Source organism: Glaciimonas sp. CA11.2, from assembly GCF_034314045.1.
Classification (GTDB): domain Bacteria; phylum Pseudomonadota; class Gammaproteobacteria; order Burkholderiales; family Burkholderiaceae_D; genus Glaciimonas.
In genome coordinates this window covers 4827490-4850344 of sequence record NZ_JAVIWL010000001.1, presented here as the reverse complement: position 1 = coordinate 4850344, position 22855 = coordinate 4827490, and the positions used below count along the sequence as shown (strand labels likewise).

Annotated in this window: 14 protein-coding genes; 11 read left to right on the top strand and 3 right to left on the bottom strand. The window is 50.0% G+C overall.

The window, feature by feature from the left end:
* Positions 1 to 566: 566 nt before the first annotated feature.
* Together idi and RGU75_RS20960 are read left to right on the top strand one after the other, a co-directional pair.
* Positions 567 to 1106: an isopentenyl-diphosphate Delta-isomerase gene (idi, locus tag RGU75_RS20965; protein WP_322239304.1), complete on the top strand. Its 540-nt coding sequence runs from the start codon at positions 567 to 569 to the stop codon at positions 1104 to 1106.
* Positions 1107 to 1364: 258 nt separating this feature from the next.
* A complete protein-coding gene (locus RGU75_RS20960; protein ID WP_322239302.1) occupies positions 1365 to 2309 on the top strand; it encodes a hypothetical protein in 945 nt (314 codons plus the stop codon).
* Between the two features lie 16 nt (positions 2310 to 2325).
* Here RGU75_RS20960 and istB read toward each other — a convergent pair whose 3' ends face one another.
* Together istB and istA are read right to left on the bottom strand one after the other, a co-directional pair.
* Positions 2326 to 3096 (bottom strand): IS21-like element helper ATPase IstB, encoded by a 771-nt coding sequence (gene istB / locus RGU75_RS20955; protein WP_322232626.1) that lies wholly within the window; start codon positions 3094 to 3096, stop codon positions 2326 to 2328.
* 11 nt (positions 3097 to 3107) lie between these two features.
* The gene (gene istA, locus RGU75_RS20950; protein WP_322240175.1) at positions 3108 to 4631 is read right to left on the bottom strand and encodes an IS21 family transposase; all 1524 of its coding nucleotides are present in this window, start codon (positions 4629 to 4631) and stop codon (positions 3108 to 3110) included.
* A 355-nt stretch (positions 4632 to 4986) separates the two neighbouring features.
* On the opposite strand from istA, the gene RGU75_RS20945 reads away from it, so the two are divergent.
* Positions 4987 to 6057, top strand: a complete 1071-nt coding sequence (locus RGU75_RS20945; RefSeq protein ID WP_322239301.1) for a prenyltransferase/squalene oxidase repeat-containing protein — start codon at positions 4987 to 4989, stop codon at positions 6055 to 6057.
* 10 nt (positions 6058 to 6067) lie between these two features.
* Positions 6068 to 7399: a cytochrome P450 gene (locus RGU75_RS20940; RefSeq protein WP_322239299.1), complete on the top strand. Its 1332-nt coding sequence runs from the start codon at positions 6068 to 6070 to the stop codon at positions 7397 to 7399.
* 220 nt (positions 7400 to 7619) lie between these two features.
* Here the strand turns inward: RGU75_RS20940 and RGU75_RS20935 are convergent, their stop codons facing one another.
* Complete coding sequence (locus RGU75_RS20935; RefSeq protein WP_322239297.1) at positions 7620 to 8531, bottom strand: LysR family transcriptional regulator; 912 nt, start codon at positions 8529 to 8531, stop codon at positions 7620 to 7622.
* Between the two features lie 145 nt (positions 8532 to 8676).
* Between RGU75_RS20935 and RGU75_RS20930 the strand changes: the two genes are divergently transcribed.
* From RGU75_RS20930 to RGU75_RS20900, 7 genes are all read left to right on the top strand, one after another.
* Positions 8677 to 9696 (top strand): zinc-binding alcohol dehydrogenase family protein, encoded by a 1020-nt coding sequence (locus RGU75_RS20930; RefSeq protein ID WP_322239295.1) that lies wholly within the window; start codon positions 8677 to 8679, stop codon positions 9694 to 9696.
* Between the two features lie 381 nt (positions 9697 to 10077).
* The gene (gene purL, locus RGU75_RS20925; protein ID WP_322239293.1) at positions 10078 to 14094 is read left to right on the top strand and encodes a phosphoribosylformylglycinamidine synthase; all 4017 of its coding nucleotides are present in this window, start codon (positions 10078 to 10080) and stop codon (positions 14092 to 14094) included.
* Between the two features lie 199 nt (positions 14095 to 14293).
* Positions 14294 to 14545 (top strand): hypothetical protein, encoded by a 252-nt coding sequence (locus RGU75_RS20920; protein WP_416186835.1) that lies wholly within the window; start codon positions 14294 to 14296, stop codon positions 14543 to 14545.
* Between the two features lie 245 nt (positions 14546 to 14790).
* Positions 14791 to 15525: an rRNA pseudouridine synthase gene (locus RGU75_RS20915; protein ID WP_322239291.1), complete on the top strand. Its 735-nt coding sequence runs from the start codon at positions 14791 to 14793 to the stop codon at positions 15523 to 15525.
* Positions 15526 to 15791: 266 nt separating this feature from the next.
* Positions 15792 to 16874: a methyltransferase gene (locus tag RGU75_RS20910; RefSeq protein WP_416186886.1), complete on the top strand. Its 1083-nt coding sequence runs from the start codon at positions 15792 to 15794 to the stop codon at positions 16872 to 16874.
* A gap of 153 nt (positions 16875 to 17027) precedes the next feature.
* On the top strand, positions 17028 to 17243 hold the full coding sequence (locus tag RGU75_RS20905) for a hypothetical protein (protein ID WP_322239287.1): 216 nt from the start codon (positions 17028 to 17030) through the stop codon (positions 17241 to 17243).
* 219 nt (positions 17244 to 17462) lie between these two features.
* On the top strand, positions 17463 to 22838 hold the full coding sequence (locus RGU75_RS20900; RefSeq protein WP_322239285.1) for a DUF4011 domain-containing protein: 5376 nt from the start codon (positions 17463 to 17465) through the stop codon (positions 22836 to 22838).
* Positions 22839 to 22855 lie beyond the last annotated feature (17 nt).

Here is a 22855-nt window from a genome sequence, read left to right as displayed (position 1 = left end):
GCAATCTCTATCGCATCTTGCAATCGTGGAGGTGAAAAACTCTGTGGCAATATTAAACGGGAATGATCATCAATAGTGCTAAGAACTTTCTGAAAATGTATGCCATTTTCAAATTTAAGAATAGTCCATAGTTATCTTAAGTACGAGCAAATTCTTTTACTTGGAATGCTGGTTCGTTTTTATTTTTCTACAATATGCGACAGTAACGACCTTGAAAATTCATACAGGCTAAAGCAGTGCTATACCAAAAACCTTTGGATAAATACTTTGTATAAAAAAATGTCTGCGTAATTCAATAAGAGCGTTAATATGGAGAAATTATATTTCCTGAGGGGAATTAAAAGATCGCTGGCAAGTTACTAATTTGCTGCTGCTGCTGCTGCTGCTGCGAAATTTCTTCGTACAAATGGGAGGGTCGTTCGATAAAGTAAGCCATCTGAAGTAAAACAGACAAGATGAGCTGTGTGATTACACGTCATTGAATGACGCTTAAAAAAAATCCTAACAGAGCAATCTATTTGCAGCATGCGTGTTGGTGTTACCTTTTTTATTAAAGATTCCACATCATGGACGAAGTACTCATTCTGGTTGATCAATATGATCACGCCATTGGCGTTGGTAATAAATTACAAGTACATCAAGATGGTGTATTGCATCGTGCATTCTCAATTTTTATCTTTGATAGTGATGGTCGCTTGTTGTTGCAGCAGCGCGCTAAGGATAAATATCACTCTGGTGGTTTATGGACAAGTACCTGCTGTGGTCACCCACGACATGGAGAGAACAACGATGATGCGGCACATCGTCGGCTCATGGAGGAAATGGGATTCGATTGCCCCTTGCAAGAAGTCGCCGCCATTACTTATCGGGCATCGGTTTCCAATCATCTTATTGAGCACGAATTCGATCACATTTACGTTGGTAGATTTAACAGCGAACCTGTGCCAAATCCTGATGAAGCCTCGAATTGGTTTTGGATAGCCACGCCTGCTTTGCTGGAATGGATTGCAGTTCAACCCCAGGTCTTTACTGTTTGGTTTATAAAAATTCTGAATGAAGCTGGCGACGGCTGCCTGGAAGTCTGGAAGTCCTATGTGCAAAAATAAGCATATTATTTTGCCCGGTAGATTGTCAGCATGCAGAGAATTGCAATCCTAATATTGTCTTCATTTAATATATAAATAGATGCGGGTGTCTTCGCATAAAACGTCGCTAGTACGTTTGTGCTCACCAGACTGTCTCGCAAATACGACCAAGGTTTGCGCTGGTTGTTTGCAATGGCGGTACACGAACTATCGTTGACTCTATTAGCTAAAAACTCCTTGGCTGACTGAATCGCATCACGCAGTAGTTCATCAAAATCGTTGGATATTAACAAGAAAATATCTAAAAACCAGCATATGAAATCCGGATCAACAATAATCTGCTCGTCTAAAGATGAGTGCAATCAGTCTCAAATTGCCTCAGCACTCAAACGAGCCTGTTCTTACTTTATCCAAAGTCAAAATAAAACGGGGGACTGGGAAGGTGAGATGTGGTGGTGTCCGTTACCCACCGCGCAGGTAGTGTTGACGCATAAAATAATTGGGCATCCGATTGCTGATGAAAAGAAGTCTTCCATATTGCATTATTTTGCGAAAACCCAACGACCTGATGGTGGATGGGGATTCCATGATGAGTCTCATTCCTACCGCTATGTGACTACCCTAGTGTATGTCGCTGCCCGTTTATTAGGTATGTCTGCAGATGACCCTATGTTACGCAGTGCACATAGGCTGGACTCTCAACCGGGTGGAGTAGATAGTGTTCCGACTCATGGCAAATTCTGGTTGGCAATCTTGGGGCTATATGACTGGCATTTTGTAAATATAGGCGGACCAGAAGTTTTTCTTACACCGCGTTGGTTTTTTTTATCACCCACTCGCTTTTATTGCCATACCCGCTCAGTTTACCGAGGCATGGTTTACCTAAAGGGCGTGCGGTTCCAATATGATTTAGGCTTTGTAGCACAGACAATACGCAATGAATTATATGGTTCCGACTCTAAAGCTGCAGATAGTAGTCAGCGCCACGCAAGTCGTCACACAATTGCATTGACCGATGTATTTCACATGCCTGCTCGTGTATTGCGTATTTTGTATGACATCCAACGTTGGAGCGAAGGTGTTCTGCCCTATATATTTGGCACAAAACGAGTGCGCCAGCGTGCCTTGGCGCATTGTCTGGAGCGTATTGCGTATTCTGGTCAACGTGACCGCTCATTCTGGCCGATCGTGACCGCTGCGCCTGCGATGTTGTTACGCGGTTAAATTGTAATGTCTGCGGTCACGATGGGTCGATAGTTTTCTCCTTTTTGCTGGTTTTAGGTCGTTCTGCGCCACGCAGTGAATCGCCGGTCAGTGTCAGCCGATGATTGCGCTGCAGAATGCGGTCCAGGATGGCGTCGGCAATAGTGGCGTCGCCAATCCAGGCATGCCAATGGTCAACAGGAAGTTGACTGGTAATAATCGTCGCTCTGTTTGCCGCCCGGTCGTCAATCATCTCCAGCAAGTCGGAACGGGTCGTGCTGTCGATCGCGCCCATGCCCCAGTCATCAAGTACCAAGACATCGATCTTGGCGAGTTGGAGCAGCCATTTCCCAAAGCTGCCGCTGCCGTGCCGGATGCGTAGTTCTTCCTGTAGACGGGGTACGCGTTGATAAACAGCAGAGTATCCGCGCCGACAGGCGTACTGTGCCAGTGCGCAGGCCAGCCACGATTTGCCAGCACCGGTCGGTCCGGTAATGAGAATGCTGTGGCCAGCACTGACCCAATCTCCCAGCGCCAGACTCATCACTTCACGGCGGTCGATGCCACGCCCCGAGCGGGCATCAATGTCTTCAATCGCCGCTTGTGCGTATTTCAGGTGGGCGTTCTTAAGCAGGCGCAGGAGCTTGCGGTCATTGCGGCAATGGACTTCGCGATCAACCAAGAGTGCCAGACGTTCCTCGAAACTCATCGCCGCCATACTGGCCTGCGTCAATTGTTCCTCCAGTCCGGTCGCTAAGCCATCGAGTTTTAAGGTCCGCAATTGGGCCAGAGTGGTATGCATCATCATCGTTGACATCCTCATTGATAGTAATCAGGGCCACGCACATGGGCATGGTCAGGACTGACCCAATCGCCAACTGGGGCACACGGTGTGCGATCACGGTTATTTTTGAGAATGTCACGGACGTGGCGGTATTGGCAGGCACCGAGCTGTAAGGCCAGCATGCATCCTGCTTCAAGACGTGGCTTGCCGTAGCGCTTGGCCAATGACAGCAGACCAAGACAGGCACGGTAGCCGTGCTCGGGATGTCTGTTCTCGGCCATCAGACGCGTCACCGCCTCCGCTGTCGCCGTACCGATGGTCTGTCCCCAGTGAATCAGTCGCTGTGGCGTCCATTCCAATTGCGCACGATGCGCCACCGGCATATGCAGGGTGTCGGTGGTGAACCCGCCTTCGCCACTGTTGCGCGGATGACTGGCGACACGTTGACCGCGATGCAGGATTTCCACTGTCGTCGCTGTCATCCGGGCTTCCAGCACCTGACCGACCAGGGCTTGCGGCACACTGTAGTGATGGCGGCCGATCTCAACGTGGTAATCGTTATGCACCCTGACAGTCTTGAAATGCGCCATCTCATAACATTGCAATGGCAAAGGCCGTAGCGCCGGGACATCGAGTTGGGCAAACGCACTGGCGCGACTACCGGGTAGCTTCTGAAACGGCTTATCGTTAAGTACGCTCAGCAGCGGTGCGATGGCGACATCGACCTCGTGGACGCTGCTAAATTGCTGATGTCGCAGACGCGCCATGATCCAGCGCTCGACGATCTGCACTGCTGATTCGGCCTTCGCTTTATCCTGAGGATGACGCGGACGGGCTGGCAAGATGGAGGTGCCGTAGTGGCGCGCAAAATCGCGTACGGTGTCGTTACTGCGTGGTTCGTAGCGATTGGCGTCGGCGATCATAGCCTTCGGATTATCGGGAACAATCAACTGCGGTACCCCGCCGAAGAAGCGCAGCGCACGCGCTGTCGAAGTGAGCCAGTCGGCCATCGTCTCACGCGGCGTAGCACAGGCATAGGTGTAGCTCGATGCGCCCAGAGCAGCGACGAAGATGTGGGCACGGCTACCATCAGTGAGACCGATAGTCGGACCAGCATAATCAATGAACAGTTTCTCGCCAGCCCGGTGAATCTGGCGCATAGAGCGTTTGAGCTGTTTGGCAAACTGCCGGTAATTCACGCAGAACTGTGAGTAGGCATAGGTCTGGTGCTGGGCATAATCGGCACGATACTCTTCCCATAGCAACATCAGCGTCATCCCCTTGCGCCGCAGTTCGTGATGCAGCCTGGCGTAATCTGGCTGGACATGGTCTCGGGTCCGTTCTGGCGTGACCAAAAGCCGGTGCGCCAACTCGGTGTCGTCTACATCTTGCACCGCCGACCAGTCCAAACCGGCAACGGCGGCCAGGCCGACATACTTGGTGACGACTCCTTTTGAAATCCCCAGTGCTGCGGCAATCTGCTGGTGCGATAGTTTGGCATCCAGTTTTAAACGTAATACGTCTTTTATCTTACGCATAGTGATCCTTTGTACGGGCACGTTGTCTCCAGACAAACTGGAAGCGTACCCGTTCGGTTGCTCTATGCGTAACATCATCACGGTGCTGTACGACACCATTCCGGTATCGTGACCGATGATTCTGCTATCGTGACCGCCGATTCTGGTCGGGCTTGAAATCGGTCACGATAGACCGGAATGAGCGGTCACGATGCGCCAGAATGGTCGGTCACGATAGACCAGAATCGGTGGTCACGATCGGCCAGAATACCCACGTATCCTTGCTGAGCAGCGTACAAGCAATTTTCAAGGTCTTTCTAGTCTAAGCAGTAGTCTCAATATATTGGCACTGTGGCACGAAAATCCTAATCATAGTGCTGTATATCGCAGTGTAGAGATGTTGGATAGTTGGTGCTGGACTAGCGCAGCCGAAGGGACTCGTTATGCCGGCGCTCGCTCGCTGACATGGGATACGGCATTCACACTGCAAGCACTGACAGCTTCACATCAAGTAACAGAGCAAGTCATACTAGCTGTGCGTGCTGCCTATCATCGTCTCCACAATATGCAAATTACAAATGAATTACCAATTGAGGAGCGTGACGAACGAGACTCAAATTCGGGAGGTTGGTGCTTTAACGATTCAACACATCAATGGGCAATCTCTGACTGCACTGCTGAAGTAATCAGTGCTTTACTAAGTTGCCATCATCTACCAGAGGTAATCTCACTAGAAAATCGTATTTCCGTCGCTCACTTACAAGCCGCGATTGGTTTTTTGTTGACCCGGCAAAATGCAGACGGTGGCTTTGGTTCTTATGAACGTAGTCGCGGTATGCATTGGATGAATAACGCTAATCCAACCGAAATATATGGCAATTGTATGGCTGAACTGTCCTACATTGAATGTACAGCTTCTGTTTTGCGCGCCTTGTATATTGCCGTTCAGGATTATCCAGAGCTGGGATCTGAAACTGTACGTCATGCCATCAACAGATCAATAAAGTTTTTATGTGCACAGCAACGATCTGATGGCACATGGTTAGCCGCTTGGGGTGTCAACCTGATCTATTCGACTTGGTTTGCGGTAGAAGCACTATGCGCTGCACAGCTTTCTCCTTTTAATTCAACGTTGCAAAAAGCAGCTGCGTGGTTGAAAACCATACAGCACGCCGATGGTGGTTGGGGAGAGCATTTTTCTGGATGTCATACCGGCTCTTATGTAGATCATCCTGCGAGTACTGTCGTTAGTACTAGCTGGGCGAGCCTCGCCCTGTTGGCGATTGAAGGACCCCAATCAGTAGCTGCCAATCGCGGCATCATGTGGCTGGTTCAGCGTCAACAGACAGATGGCACCTGGTCGGGCGATGCGGTGAATGGTGTTTTTTTTCGTACAGCGCTTTTGAATTATCGACTGTATAGCTGTTATTTTCCTACGTTAGCTCTGGCAAAAGCAAATCCTCATTAGGAGAGTTACTTTGATAGTTCAATCTGCCCCGTGGGTATCCGGCAAAATACCTGTTCTGGGACATCTGCTAGCGTTCCGCGGCAACCCAACGCCATTTATTCAACGTGGCCTAGAGGAGCATGGTAAATTATTTCGCTTTAAATTCCTGAGAAAAACGGTGTATGTTTTGCTGGGATCGCAGAATCATGCGGCGTATTTTCATGCGACGGATGCACAATTGGGCGTACAAGAATTTCATCGTATTCTCACTCCGGTGGTGGGAAAAGGCATCGTCTACGATACTGAACCAGCGCGGATGGATCAACAAATGCGCCTGTTACATGCTGCCATACATGAACAAGCAGCCTTAGGTTATATAGATACCATCGTTAAGGTAGTGGAAGAATTCACCTCTCGCTGTGGCAAAGAGGGAACATTGAATATCTCCATCATTATGGAGACATTACTCGTTAAAATCATGAGTCGTTTTATTCTGGGACAAGACTGTTCTTCATCGGATTCACTGCATATTTCACAGTTGTATCGTGAAATGAAAAATACTATTAGTTTAGTATCGGTTGTATGGACTAATGCCCCTTTACTGTCTCATTGGCGACGTGATCATGCGCGGCGTCAGGTGGAAAATCATTTTTTGCAGATTATTAGACAAAGACGCTTGCAAAAGATAAAAAATCAAGATCTTTTAGGATCCCTTATGTCTTCGCGCTATCCCGACGGATCTGCTTTGTCCGATGATGAAGTAATTGGATTAGCCATCATGACATTTTTTGCAGCGCAAACTAACACACCGATATTGGCCACTTGGACCGGTTTATTATTGGCGCATTATCCCGATTGGTCAGCCAAAATTCGCGAGGAAACTGAGCATCCATTGAAACAGTATCCGATATTACCAACAGCTATTCAGTCTCAATATCAGATGAGAAACTTCATCAAAGAAGTCGAACGCTTATACCCCACGGTCAATCTGATACCGCGCCAGGTATTGTATGATTTTGAAGTAGGTAATATGGTCGTGCCAGCTGGCAGTTTCGTTGCAGTTTGTCCGCCAGTGAGCCATCGATTGGCTGAGGTATTTTCTAATCCACTTAACTTTGATCCAGATCGTTTCTCTCCCGGACGTGAAGAAGATAAACGACAAGCCTTTTCATTGATTGGATTTGGGGGCGGCAGACATTTCTGCTTGGGTCAAACAATGGCGCAACAATTTATAAAACTGGTTTGGGGTCTTTTGTTGCAAAAATTTGCATTTACAGTTGATGATGCAGACTTACAAATTAATCTAAAGAAACCGCTAACTGAACCATTACGACCCTTAATGCGATATCGCCGTTATCGGTGACTATTTGACGCAGTATTACGTATGAATCATTCTGTTCTTTTTTTATCTGGAGCTATACCTGGAATAGGAGATTAACTGAATTTCGTTACCATCCCTCAATAGTGGGGACGAAAAATGTTAAGGTAATAGTAAGCGGGAATGGTCGTCAATAGTCCTAAGAACTTTCTGAAAAACGACCACCGATTTTAAAGTTAAGAATAATCCGCAGTCTTCATATGGATTAATAAGCTCTCTCACTAGGAATACCCAAAGCATGAAATTTCTCACGCAAAAATAAGAGTAATGTGCGTAGCACGGGTGAAGCGCTGCTGCGATCCGGATAGACCATGTTGAGCGGGGTTTCTTCTCCGACGTATTGATCCAGCAATGTTACTAATCTTCCTTCCGCTAAATCCAGTCTCACATCCAGCCATGATTTGTAAGCAATCCCCAATCCGGCAATTGCCCATTCCCGCGCAATCGCGGCATCGTCCGTCATGCGGTCACCGCGCACCTTGATAACGATTGCATGTTTTCCAGAGTGAAAGCGCCAGTTGTTAAACAAACCGCGCTCGAGATAAAACAGTAGGCAGTTATGTTCTGCCAACTCTTTTGGCGTGGTCGGTGTGCCATGTTGCGCTAAATAAGCGGGTGATGCGACCGCTACGCGCCGACTCGCGGCCAGCGGTTGTGAAATCAATGTGGAGTCATCTAGTTTGCCATACCGAAAGGCAACATCAATCGGTGCACTGAAGAGATCGATAATGCGGTCGGAGAATTGCAAGGCCAGAGTTACTTTTGGATAGGATTGCTGAAAATCATTCAGCCAGGGAAGTAAGACGTTTCTACCTACGTCTGCGGGCATGGATAAGCGCAAATGCCCTTTGATTTCGCCGTCGCTACGTAAATGGGCTTCACCTTGATTGAGAAGCGTCAAAGCTTGACGCCCATATTCTAAAAATAAGGTGCCTTCCGGCGTTAAGCGCAGGCTTCGCGTGGAGCGAACAAATAATCGTGTGTTTAGGTGAAGTTCCAGGCGTTTTAGACTCGCGCTCGCGGTTGCTGGCACCAGATCAAGTTGGCGCGCAGCTTTGGATAAGTTGCCTAAATCTGCGGTGAGAACAAAAAGCTGGATGTCTGTGATTGAGTACATTGGCAAATTATTTTTGAAAGTGAATCAAATAATAGACTCTTTATAAAATAATTCAAACAGGGATAATAGTTTTCATTCGCTGAGCAGCGCCTCAATCAAAAGTGATTGGTATTTGTCACTACTTTTACACCTATCAGGAGCACACATGAAAGCCATTGCATTAACGCGCTATTTGCCAATCGATCATCCAGAGTCCTTAATGGATGTGACGCTGAGTAAGCCGACGCCGCAAGGTCGTGATTTGCTTGTTGAAATAAAAGCAATCGCCGTTAATCCGGTCGACACGAAAGTGCGCGCACCAAAAGCCAAAGTTGAAGAAGCGCTGCGCGTCTTGGGATGGGATGCCGCTGGAATAGTGCAGGCGGTCGGTCCTGACGTTAGCCTTTTTAAGGTCGGTGATAAAGTTTTTTATGCCGGTGACATCACGCGGCCTGGTACCAACAGCGAATTTCAATTGATCGACGAACGCATCGCCGGCCATATGCCGAAATCGCACGATTTTGAGCAATCTGCAGCCTTGCCGCTCACCGCCATTACTGCTTGGGAAGCGTTATTTGAGCGTTTGCAAGTCACAACGCCACCACACGCCATCCCGCGCAAATCCATTCTGATCATCGGTGGCGCTGGTGGAGTCGGTTCAATTGCGATTCAATTAGCGGCAAAAGTTGCTGGATTGACGGTGATTGCTACTGCCTCGCGTCCAGAGTCAGAGAAATGGGTCCGTGAGCTGGGCGCGCAGCACGTCATTAACCATTTTGGCGATCTACAGGCGCAACTGAAGGAAAAGGGATTTTTAGCGGTAGACCATGTCTTGATTCTGAATGACACTGATCAGCATTTTCCAGCGGCGGCGGCAGTGATCGCGCCTCAAGGGATGATTTGCAGCATTGTAGAAAATGCCGCGCCTTTGGATCTTAGCTTGCTCAAGTCAAAAAGTGCCGGTTTTGTCTGGGAATTCATGTTCACGCGTTCAATGTATCAGACCCCCGATATGCAAGAGCAGGGCAATTTGTTGAATGAAATTGCACGTTTGATTGATAGCAAAATCCTGGTAACGACAGTAGGGCAAGTCCTTTCGCCAATCAATGCGGCTAATTTACGGTTAGCGCATGCAACGTTGGAAGCGGGCCATGTGATTGGTAAAATCGTATTGAAGGATTTCTAACTTTTATTTTTGCCAACTTCCTGCGTGGAAAATAGTGGCAAATAATGATGGTAAAAAATCTATACTCATTCGATTCTTAGGATTCGGGCGGGCGCAGAATCCGCCAAGGTAGTATTCCTGGCACCATGGTCGTTACCGCGTTTTTACGACTAACAAAGCGCTATGGCGGTGAGAGAGATTACGTACCAATCTACCCTTAGGATGGATGTGACAACCAGATGCGGAATCCCTCATTCATCCAAGGATTCCGCATTGTGGAAAAATTAGCACCGAAACAAGGATTTTACGGGAACGAATAGAGCGCCCTCCGAGGCATGGTTGTATAATGGCGGCTTCTGATTTAACCCGCGGCTTATAGCTGCACAACCCCTCCATATCGCCATGTTGATTTTGCCGGGTTCTAATGCCCTTCCTGCTTTTCGCTCCCAACGTCTTTTATCTCAATTACAGCTGATTGACGCCAATATAATCGGCGTTACCGGTCGTTATGATCATTTTGTCGATGCTTTAACAGTAGTGGGGCAAGATGATCTCGGTCGTTTGCAAGCGCTCCTGACTTATGGTGATCTTTTCGAGGGAACTAGTGGCGGCGAAGAATTTATCGTTATCCCACGGTTTGGTACGATTTCGCCATGGGCAAGTAAGGCGACCGATATTGCGCGCAATTGCGGGATGTCGAACATTAAGCGTATCGAACGCGGTATTGCGTATCAGGTGCACCTTAAATCCGGCCTGCTCGGCGGGGTTAAAAAACTCAGCGAAGCTAGTATTTTAGCGATTGCGGATGTATTGCATGACCGCATGACGGAAACGGTGTTACGCAGTCCCGAAGCGGCCAGCGATTTGTTCCGTGAACTAGAAGCTGCTCCACTGGCTTCTATTGATATTTTGGCTGGCGGTAAAGCGGCGCTTGAGACTGCCAATAGCACACTCGGTCTTGCTTTATCCGACGACGAAATTGATTATCTGATGGCGGCGTTCACCCGTGCTGAACGCAATCCGACTGATGTCGAATTAATGATGTTTGCGCAGGCTAATAGTGAGCATTGCCGACATAAGATTTTCAATGCGGACTGGACGATTGATGGCCAGACGCAGGACAAGTCATTGTTTGCGATGATCAAAAATACCCATGAATTGCATCCGCAAGGCACAGTCGTCGCGTATAGCGACAACTCGTCGATCATTGAAGGCGCGACCGTGTCACGCTTTTATCCACGCGGCGCGGCCAACGGCGACGTCTATGAGGCGACAGATGAGTTAACGCACATCCTGATGAAAGTCGAAACGCATAATCATCCTACTGCGATTTCACCTTTCCCGGGTGCATCCACTGGTGCGGGTGGTGAAATTCGTGACGAAGGTGCAACTGGTCGCGGTGCCAAGCCCAAGGCCGGTTTGACGGGTTTTACCGTATCCAATTTGATGCTCCCTGACGCTAATCAGGCATGGGAAAACGCGGGCGATGTGACGATTTCTGCTGATTCTGTGAGTGCGTCCAGCACCGCTATTTACGGCAAACCGGATCGTATTGCCTCGCCATTGCAAATTATGATCGACGGTCCCTTGGGCGGGGCGGCTTTCAATAATGAATTTGGTCGTCCTATATTGGGCGGCTACTTCCGTACCTACGAACAAAACGTTGCTGGCAATGTGCATGGATATCACAAGCCGATCATGATCGCTGGTGGTATCGGTAGCATTTCAGATAAACACACGTTTAAAAATGAACTGCCGGTCGGTAGCTTGCTGATTCAACTGGGCGGTCCCGGCATGCGTATCGGCATGGGCGGCAGCGCGGCATCATCGATGGCGACCGGTACTAATACGGCAGATCTCGATTTTGACTCGGTGCAACGTGGCAATCCCGAGATGGAACGGCGCGCACAGGAAGTGATCAACGCTTGCTGGTCGATGGGCGATACCAATCCAATTCTGTCAATTCATGACGTCGGCGCTGGTGGTTTGTCGAATGCATTCCCTGAGATTACCAACGACGCCAAGCGCGGTGCGATCTTTGATTTGCGTAAAGTGCCACTGGAAGAAAGCGGCATGGCACCGAAGGAAATCTGGAGCAACGAATCGCAAGAACGCTACGTGATGGCGATTGCACCAGAAAGCTTGCCGCTATTTGAATACTTTTGCCAGCGTGAACGCTGTTTGTTTGCGGTAGTCGGCACCGCCACAGAAGAACGTCAATTGAAGGTCATTGATCCGCAACACAATAACAATCCGGTCGATATGCCGATGGATGTGTTGCTCGGAAAGCCACCTAAAATGCACCGGGATGTCCAGCGTCTGGCTCACAATTTGCCAGCCGTGGATCTGACCGGCATGGATTTGCTGGAAGTGTCGCAGCGCATATTAAAATTGCCGACGGTAGCGGATAAGTCGTTTTTGATCACGATTGGTGATCGTACTGTGGGCGCGACTTCAGTGCGCGATCAGATGGTTGGCCCATGGCAAATTCCGGTAGCGGATTGCGCCGTGACCAGCATGAGTTTTGAGGGTTATTTGGGCGAAGCGATGTCAATGGGTGAACGTACCCCGTTGGCGGTGATCAATGCTGCTGCGTCGGGTCGTATGGCGGTCGGCGAGGCGTTGACCAACATTGCTGCTGCGCCAATTGCTCATATTTCAGATATCAAATTGTCGGCCAACTGGATGGCCGCGTGTGGTCAGCCCGGTCAAGATGCCGCATTATTTGATACAGTCAAAGCAGTGGGTATGGAATTGTGTCCGGCGCTTGGTATCAGTATTCCGGTTGGCAAGGATTCCTTGTCCATGCGCACGACCTGGAAGGATAACGCCGAGGATAAGGCAGTGACGTCGCCGGTGTCATTGATCGTCTCTGCATTTGCGCCGGTCACCGATGTGCGTCGCGTCCTCACGCCGCAGTTGCGAACCGATGCAGGCAATACTGCTCTCATCTTCATTGACCTTGGACGTGGCAAAAACCGTATGGGCGCATCGGCGCTGACGCAGGTAATGCAGCAGATCGGTAATGAAACGCCAGATGTCGACAGCGCAGAAGATCTGAAAGCTTTCTTCAGCGCTATCCAGCAACTCAATAGCGAAGATAAATTGCTGGCCTATCATGATCGTTCGGATGGCGGCTTATTTACCACGTTGTGTGAAATGGCATTTGCTGGTCATGCCGGTTTTTCAGTCAATCTCGATATTTTGGCTATGGAAAGTGAACACGCTGCTGATTGGGGCGATTCGAAAAACTGGGCTGGTCAAGTGTCGGAACGTCGTAATGAAATGACATTACGCGCCTTGTTCAGCGAAGAACTGGGTGCTGTGATTCAAGTCCGCGCCGAGCAAAAGTCGGATGTCATGAACGTGTTGCGTACTTACAATCTGGGCGCATGCAGTCACATTATTGGCAAGCCTGACGCCCGTGATGTGATTGAATTTACTCGCGATGCAAAAGTGATTTACAGCCAGACGCGGATTGCATTACAACGTTTGTGGAGTGAAACAAGCTGGCGCATTGCCCGTTTGCGTGACAATCCAGCCAGTGCCGATGCTGAATATGACCGTATTCTGGACGTGCTTGATCCAGGTATCACGCCAAAAATTACTTTCGATTTTCAGCAAGATGTAGCAGCACCGTTTATCAATGTCGGCTCTAAACCACGCGTGGCGATTCTGCGCGAGCAGGGTGTCAATTCACACATCGAAACCGCCTATGTGATGCACAAGTCGGGCTTCACTGCGGTCGATGTGCACATGAGCGACCTGATTGCCGGACGCGCCAAACTCGACGATTTCAAAGCCTTTATCGCCGTCGGTGGCTTCTCTTACGGCGACGTGCTCGGTGCTGGTGAGGGTTGGGCCAAGACCATTTTGTTCAATAATGCGCTGGCTGATCAGTTCTCTACGTTCTTTAACCGCACCGATACGTTTGCACTGGGCATTTGCAACGGTTGCCAGATGATTGCCAATTTAAAAGGCATCATTCCCGGTGCGCAAGCGTGGCCAAAATTCACGCGCAACAAGTCGGAAAAATTCGAAGGCCGGTTTTCGATGGTACAAATCGAAGAATCGCCATCGATTTTCTTGCAAGGCATGGCCGGTACGCAAACCGCGATTGCGGTTGCACATGGTGAAGGCTTTGCAGACTTCTCGCAAACTGGCGATATTAATCAGGCGTTGGTGGGTATGCGCTTCGTTGATAATAAAGGGCAAGTGAGTGAAGCTTATCCATACAATCCTAACGGTTCGCCGCAGGGTATTACTGCGGTCACTACCGCAGATGGTCGCTTTAATGCCATCATGCCACACGCCGAACGCGTGTTCCGTAGCGTGCAGCAATCGTGGCATCCTGATAGTTGGGGCGAAGATTCTCCATGGATGCGCATGTTCCGCAATGCGCGGACGTGGGTTGGCTAGCAGAGATGGATCTTTGGTCTTTTCCAAGATGATCTAAAGTTCATATTAAAATAAGAATACAGTAGGGCGGAAGGCAGACTGCTTATCCGCCCTATTTGGTCCAGGAGTCTGTCGGATGTGTTTCTGTCCTTACGGTTAACCGGCTGCAAAATGATTGCGCGACAGCCTCCTGGCGTTAAGAATAAATTGGAGTAACACCATGACAATGACCTACGAAGAATATCTGGATGAAGTCACCACGGTATTGACTGAAAAGTATGACCTGATTGATGCTGCGGCGATCAAGCACGTGATGCGCGCGCAAGCTGCTGATTTTTTTACTTTGCACGATGATCATGCTGAACTGCGCACCAAAGAGAATGCGGCGCTGGATGCGGTAAAGATTTTTGAGCAGAGAAACAAGTCGCGCCCTGAGGCATTTCATGGACGGTCTAAAACCCCCGTTAAATGAAGACGTTAAATCAGGATGTATGAGGACGCACAAACACGCACAAATACGTATAAATACGGCAAGCGAAATGCGAAATCACGCCGTAAATTACGCCGTAAAAATGATGCTGACAATCATTGCTTTTTAGATACATCGTTACGTTTGTCATTGCTGGCTAAGGCCAGCATCGATGTCGGACCCCGTTCAGCATTCTCCCTAACACCTGCGCTGATTACAGAAGCGCCTATTCAATTTCGACCTTTGCCATGACAGAATCCGTCCGCCTCGCCAAACACCTCTCCGAGCTAGTCTCTTGCTCTCGTACCGAGGCTGAACAATATATTCAGGGCGGATGGGTCACCGTGGACGGCGAAATCGTCGAGGAGGCCGGTTTTAGGGTGCTACCGCAACATAGTGTTGCATTGCTGCCCGATGCTGTTTTGCAACCGGTTGATCCGGTCACTATTCTGCTGCATCTGCCGCTTGGTATTGATCTGGCATTCGATCCTTCCGACTTATCGCCGATTATTCAATTCTTAAGTGCAGCAAACCTTACGGCAGATGATCGATCGGGATTGCGGTTTTTAAAACATCATTTGGTCGGTCTGTCCGTGGTCAATCCTATTGAAGCCAAGGCAAGCGGTTTGGTCGTATTAACGCAAGACTGGAAAATTACCCGGAAGTTAGTCGATGATACGGCCAAGATAGAGCAGGAATACATCGTAGAGGTACGCGGCGATATTATTCCGGATGGATTGCAATTGCTTAGTTACGGGTTGAAATTCAGTGGCAAGCCTTTGGCACCGATCAAGGTCAGCTGGCAAAATGAAACGCGCTTGCGTTTTCCGCTGAAAGCCCCGCCACGCGGTTTGATCGCGCATATGTGTGAAAAGGTCGGGCTGGAAGTGGTGTCGATGAAGCGCATTCGCCTTGGTCGCGTGCCGATGGCTGGTTTGCCAGCAGGACAATGGCGCTATTTGTTGGGATATGAACGGTTCTGATTGACGTGATTTAACCCATTGCCATGACGGTTTTGCCTCAGTTGTCGTTGAATACTGGTCGAGCCAAAGCGTCAAATCTTCGGTACTTTCAGGTTTTGTGATTTCAGGCTTGCGGAGAGGATGCCCGTTTAAGCCGACTTTAATTAAGGTAGCACCATGTTTGCTCATTTCGTAGTATTCCCGATGCAATCATTCCAGATTCCGTTCGGTCTATCGGAGGCGTCGTTGTGAGTCAACCATCGCTGATTAGCTGGACCGAAAATGATATGTTGCAGTCGATGCGCTGGCATTCCGAAAGTGGCGCGCCCACACCTAAACGCGTGGTGATAGCGGATGACCGCATGACCGCAGATGCTGCTTTTCGTCTGGCATCTGAAGGCACGGCGATGTTGTGGCGCGGTGACTTTCAAAATGCGCGCCAATTGTTGCAGGCTTTAGCGCGGCGTACTGACCGAAAACCGCCAAAGCTAGCAACAACGCCTGGCGATGTGTTCAATTTTCATCGTCAGGCGCAATCGCAGCGTGGTCGTACTTTAGCCATGATATTGCTGCCGTTTGATGAAGATTATAGTATTCCGCTGAGGCGTGCGCCAGATGTCCAACAGGCTTGCCTGGAAGCTTACGGCGTCGCAAACGGTCCTTTTGTTGCCTCGTTGCGTGAGTTGCTTGGGGTGGTCGGCGCGCATGAGTGGCGCAAGAAAGGCGTGGAGATTCCTGCGCTTGGCGAGCGTATTCATCCGCATTACGGGGTGTTTTCTCCGGTGCGTGGCGAGTATATCGGCTTAGTAGCGGAAGCGCCGCTGCCAATGACAAACCTGGCATTCGATATCGGCACAGGAACCGGCGTGCTGGCGGCAGTGTTGGCGCGTCGCGGTATTGCCCACATAGTGGCGACCGATCTGGACCCGCGTGCCTTGGCATGTGCTAAAGAAAACCTGACCCGACTTGCGCTCACCCAACAAGTTGAGCTGATGCAGGCTGATCTTTTTCCGCCCGGACGGGCAGCGCTCATTGTGTGTAATCCACCGTGGCTTCCGGCGCGCCCAAGTTCACCTATTGAACACGCGGTATATGATCCCGATAATCGGATGTTGCGCGGTTTTCTTAACGGTTTAGTCGAACACCTTGCGCCGGGTGGCGAAGGCTGGTTAATACTATCCGATCTGGCTGAGCACTTAGCTTTACGTTCACGGGCAGCGTTGTTGGCGTTCATTGATGAGGCTGGCTTAATCGTCGTAGGCCGAATGGATGTTAAGCCACATCATCCAAAAGCTGCTGATGCGTCCGATCCGTTGCACGCGGCACGTGCAGCAGAAGTCACCTCGCTATGGCGTCTTGCGGCGCGTTGATCCCCCATTCTGGGCACTTTCAAAGTTAAAGAAAGTGTAAAAAAGTAAAGTATGCAAAAGTAAAGTGTAAAACGTTTAAGAAATTTGAAAAACGGTATAGTTAATAACGTCACAATTATCGCCGCCAATAACGGCAGAAAGCAGCTTCAAAATATGTCTATTAAACCTTCGCGGACGCTGACATTTAAATGTGAAAAGTGCACTAAGCCTGTGCAGGTTTTTTTGCAAAAAGTGTCGGCATGTTCCCATATTCAGCCTTATCAGGGACTCTGCAAGTGCGGCGAATTGAAGCGCCATGCCACCGGACAAAAGGCGGCGGTAGATTCTTATCTGGCATCCCCAACCGGCGACTGGTCGCATCACCATTAAGTGTGCACATTAGCGCTAGTATTGAACTTTATTGTTTAAGACTAATTCTTGCAGGGAATATCAGAGAGTCTGATTTCCTTTTCACCTTCCGATAACTTCAAATCCGTCATTAACGAGCAGTTTTAACATCGATAGAGCCTGCAATTTTGCATACGGGTTGGTATGATGTTGACCTTGGCGACTGAACGTCGCGCTGGATGATAAAAAGAAGAGGACGCAGTGTCGGAGAAGTTAGAGCAACCACAACAGTCACCACAGTCACGTCAGTTACATGTAGACGTGCCGCCGCTAGCGCTAGCAGAGATCACCATCGCAGCGCTGGTAGATGCCACGGTGAACTATGCGTCCTATCAAAATAATGTTCCGTTGATACGTAGTCTTTCGGTCCAGAATCATAGCGATGCGCCGCTCCTTGATGTCGAAATTGTCATTCGTTGCGAGCCTGCTTTTGCTGATCCGGTTCGATTGCGATTTGCACAACTTGATGCGCACCAGACACGCCGCATCGACCCTATCGATTTGAAAATTTCCCATCGTTACCTGGCTGAGTTGAACGAGGCTGAGCGTGGTCGCATTATCTTTCAGGTCATGGCGAATAATCATGAGGTTACCGTCGCAGAGCATGCAGTGGATGTGCTGGCCTATGATCAATGGGCCGGAACGCGGGCCTTGCCAGAATTATTGGCGGCATTCTCGTTGCCCAATCATCCGGCTATTGATCGCCTGATGGCGCAGTGCGGTGAGCTATTGCATAAAGCCGGTGCAGGACAAAGCATGAACGGTTATCAATCTAAAAACCGTGACGATGCATGGGCCCAGATTTCGGCTATTTATAGCGTTATCGGTGCGCTCAAGTTAAATTACATTAATCCAGCGGCGTCATTTGGAAACGATGGTCAAAAAATTCGTACGCCCGACCGGATTCTCAGTAGCGGTCTGGTCACCTGTCTCGACTCTTCGATGTTGTTGGTGTCGTGCATGGAGCAAGCTGGATTAAATCCCCTTGTCATCATTAAAAAAGGTCATGCGTTGGTCGGTTGCTGGTTGATCAACACGACGCTACCGAATGCCGTATTTGATGATGGACAAGCGGTTCGCAAACGCGTCGCCAGTGGTGAGTTGTTGCTATTTGAAACCACCATGCTGACGCACCGACCCGCAGCCTCGCTTCGGCTGGCCTGTGAAAATGGTCAGGAGCAACTACACGATGAGGATGCATTTCTTTTCGCTATCGATATAAAACGCGCTCGCATGGAGCAAATCCGTCCGCTGCCATTCCGTGTGCCAGCGAACGAGAGCGACGACATTCCGCAAGTGACTGAGGAACCACGCATCGAGCCGCCGCCGCTGTTGCCACCGCTCGATGGGATCAGCCTGATCGATGACGATGCACCCGTTGAAACTGCGGATGGACGTCTGGCACGCTGGAAATCAAAGTTGCTGGATTTAACCCTGCGCAACCGACTGATTAATTTTAAGCCGACCAAGGTGATGTTGCCGCTGTGCGTGCCAAATCCCAGCCATCTCGAAGATGAGCTATCAGATGGGAAGGAGTGGAAGTTTCGGCATCAGCCATTATTAATGGACGCTACCAATCCAGACGATCCGCGTGTCACGGCGATTGCCGTGCGTCGCAATGGTGAAGATCCGTTGATCGCTGCTGCATTGCAAGCGTTGGCAATGCACGAGTTGTTGGCAACTGTTGACGCTAAAAAGTTGGATGCGCATTTGTACGAAATCTACAGCGTTGCGCGTTTGGGTTTGGAGGAGGGTGGCGCAAATACGCTCTATCTTGCGTTAGGATTTCTACGCTGGACTGAGGACGATCGCGCTGAGAAAACTTTGCTTGCGCCGATATTATTGGTGCCGGTGACGCTGACGCGACAATCGGTCCGGGCCGGTTACTCGATCAAACGCCACGATGATGAAACCATCATCAATCCAACGTTGATTCAGTTGCTGCGAGAAAGATTTCAACTGACGATCAAAGGATTTGATCCACTTCCGGCGGATGGCAATGGCGTTGATGTGGCAAAGATCTGGCAAATTTTGCGTCTGGCGATCAATCACGTACCTCGGTGGGAAGTCTTGGAGGATGTCTATCTGGGGATATTTTCTTTCACAAAATATTTGATGTGGAAAGATTTGCAGGATCGCAGTGATCAGTTGAGACAGAATCGGGTAGTCAATCATTTGATCGAAAGGCCAACCGAATCGATGAGCCGCGGCGAAGATATCGGCATGCGCGCAGACATGGATCAGCGCCATACGCCGGAAAGTTTGTTGACGCCGTTATTAGCCGATTCTTCCCAGTTAAATGCTGTGAGTCGCGCGGGCGCCGGACATGATTTTGCGCTTGAAGGTCCGCCGGGAACAGGGAAGTCTCAGACCATTACCAATCTGATTGCGCATTTTTTGGGGCAAGGTAAAACCGTCCTTTTTGTCTCAGAAAAAATGGCCGCACTGGACGTTGTCCAACGCCGCTTGAATGCGATTGGACTTGGCCCATTTTGCTTACAGTTGCATTCTGCCAAAGCCAAGAAGTCCGAAGTTCTGGAGCAATTGCGCACTGCGATGAATATTTCTCAGCAATTTGCGGCGGGCGACTGGCAGCGCGAAGCTGATCGCCTGGCAACATTGCGCGAGGATCTGAATGCGTTGGTGCAAGCGCTGCATCGCACTTATCCGCATGGCCTGACCGTGCGCGGGGCGACTGACAGCGCAATATTGCATCAACAGCGTTGGACTGCTGCGCCCATGCCGTGGACCAATCCAGATACGCATCACCGCGCTGGTCTTGATAGCTTGCGTGAACTGGTGCGCACGATCCAGGTAGTAGTTGAGGAACTGGGCCCGATTCAACAACATCCTTTACGCCTCATCCGTCATAGCGCGTGGTCGAATGCCTGGGAAGATCAGTTACTCAACGCAATGGCCGAGTTGGACAGTGCCTCTGAGCAAGTACAAATTGCCGCATTGGCACTCGAACCGATGATGGCGATCAGTGCTGAGGCGCCATCGCTTGCATTGCTGGAGTTTTTTGATGCGCTAGCGGACGTTTTGCTGCAAGCGCCTCAAATACCGACCGGGATCGCCGCTTTCGGCGATGATCCAACTAAGCTTAATGCATTACAAAAGTTAAGACAGCATGGCGAGCGGCGTCACCTGTTTGCGCAGCAATTGGCGTCTTTAGGTTTTAAGCCGGAAATCGCGCAAGCCAACGGTGCGGAGTTGGCGGCGCTGTGGACAGCCGCTTCGCAAACCTGGTGGCCTAAGAGTTGGTTTGCGTCACGTGATCTGATGGCGCGTTTGATGCCGCACACGCAACAACAACAGCAACCATCGGCTTCCGATATCGTGGCGATGCTGGACGCCTTGCGTGGATTGAATCAAGAAGATCAGGCCTTGAATCTGGCGCAGGCGCAAGCCACGCAGTGGTTGGGGGCCGAGTATCAGGGGCCGCAAACTGATTGGGCAGCCGTCGCGCGTTACGAGCAATGGGGCCAGCAATTTGAGTTGGTCCTTGCACGTTTTGCGACCATCACTGACGGCGTTATGGCTGCAACTTTGGCGGAACGATTGCGCCAACTTGTTCATGATCAACGTGCCGATCTGGGGCCACAAGGTAGGTTATCGCTACACTTGGTTGCGTTCAAAAATGCATTCCGCGAATTCACGCTCAAACTGGCATTGGTGACCGAATATTCCGATGCCGGAGTTGATCTGGCTGGCGCTAGCCACGCGGCGGGTTTGCCGACTCGGGTGCGCGGTGTATTGGCAGGATGGCGCGCACAGCAACGCGGATTGCGTAGTTGGTGTAAGTGGCGCGGATTGCGCAAGCAGGCGGTGGATGCTGGTATTTCCAGCGTAGTGCAGGCGATCGAACAGGACCGTATTGCGTTGCCGGAGTTGATTGATTACGTTGAATATTCCTATCAGGTGTGGTGGCTGAAAATCATTACTGATCAGGAGTTGGTTCTGCGTAATTTTTCCAGCGCGGACCATGATCGGAAGATTCGAGAGTTCCGTGCAACCGATGCGCGATTTCAGCAACTGACTGAGCAATACCTTCACGCGGTGCTGGCGGGTAAAGTACCGCGGATTGACGCAGGTCAAAAGCCGGATGCCGAAATGGGCTTGGTACTGCGCGAGTTAGCTAAGCAAAAAGCGCATTTGCCGGTACGGAAATTGGTTCGCGGAATTCCTACTTTATTACCGAAGTTAAAGCCTTGTTTGCTGATGTCTCCGCTCTCCGTCGCGCAATACCTTGACGCGGCGCATTCCAGTTTTGATTTGGTGGTGTTTGATGAAGCCTCGCAAATTTTGGTGTGGGATGCGGTCGGTGCTATTGCCCGCGGCAAACAATTGGTGGTGGTCGGCGATCCGAAACAACTGCCGCCTACTAGTTTCTTTGCACGTGCCGATGATGAAGACGATCAAACCGCTGGGGACGGTGAAGATACTGTGGTCCATGATCTTGAAAGCATATTGGATGAATGTTTGGGCGCGGGTATGCCGACGCTCAGACTGGAGTGGCATTATCGTAGCCGTCATGAAAGCCTGATTACGTTCTCCAATCATCGCTATTATGACGCACGGCTGATTACTTTTCCCTCGCCTGTGACACAAGATCAGGCGGTGCGGCTGGAGTTGGTATCAGGCGTCTATGATCGCGGCGGCAGCCGTACCAATCGCGCTGAAGCCAACGCCATTGTTGCTGCTATCGTGGTTCACTTTTCAGATGAAAAACGACGCCAGTTAACGATGGGTGTGGTGACATTTAATCAGACTCAGCGACGCCTGATTGAAACATTGCTGGATGAAGAGCTACGCAAAGCGCCAGAGTTGGAACGGCATATTGCTGAACACGGTCCAGAAAAATTATTCATCAAGAATCTCGAGAATGTGCAGGGCGATGAGCGCGATCTGATTTTGTTTTCGATTGCTTATGGTAAAGATGCTGCCGGTCGCATGCCAATGAACTTCGGGCCACTGAACAAAGAGGGCGGTCATCGCCGCCTTAACGTCGCGATCACACGGGCGCGCGTCGGCGTGACGATTTATAGTTCGATACGGCCCGAAGATATCGACGTTTCACGGACACGTGCGACCGGTGTCATTGATCTGAAAAATTATCTGGAATTTGCGCAGAAGGGACCGCGAGCGCTGGTTGAGCAATCCATTCCGACCGGACGCGAACCCGACAGCCCATTTGAAGTCGAGGTAATTCGCGCATTGCGCAATCGTGGCTGGATTGTCCATCCGCAAGTTGGATGTTCAGGATATCGACTCGATATCGGCGTCGTTCATCCCGACCATCCAGGCACGTTTTTGCTTGGTGTTGAGTGTGACGGTGCTACTTATCACTCACTACCAACCGCGAGAGATCGCGATCGATTGCGGCAGTTTGTGCTGGAAGGATTGGGATGGACCTTGCACCGTATCTGGTCGACTGACTGGTGGACCGACTCTGAACGGGAAATGGCAAAACTGGAGAAGGTGCTGAACAAAAAACTCACCGAATCGAGAGTAGATATGGCGGCCGTGACGGAGGCGACGCCATCCCTTGTCGTAAATAGCGAGATGGCGCGATAGTTATCATTCAGTCTCTA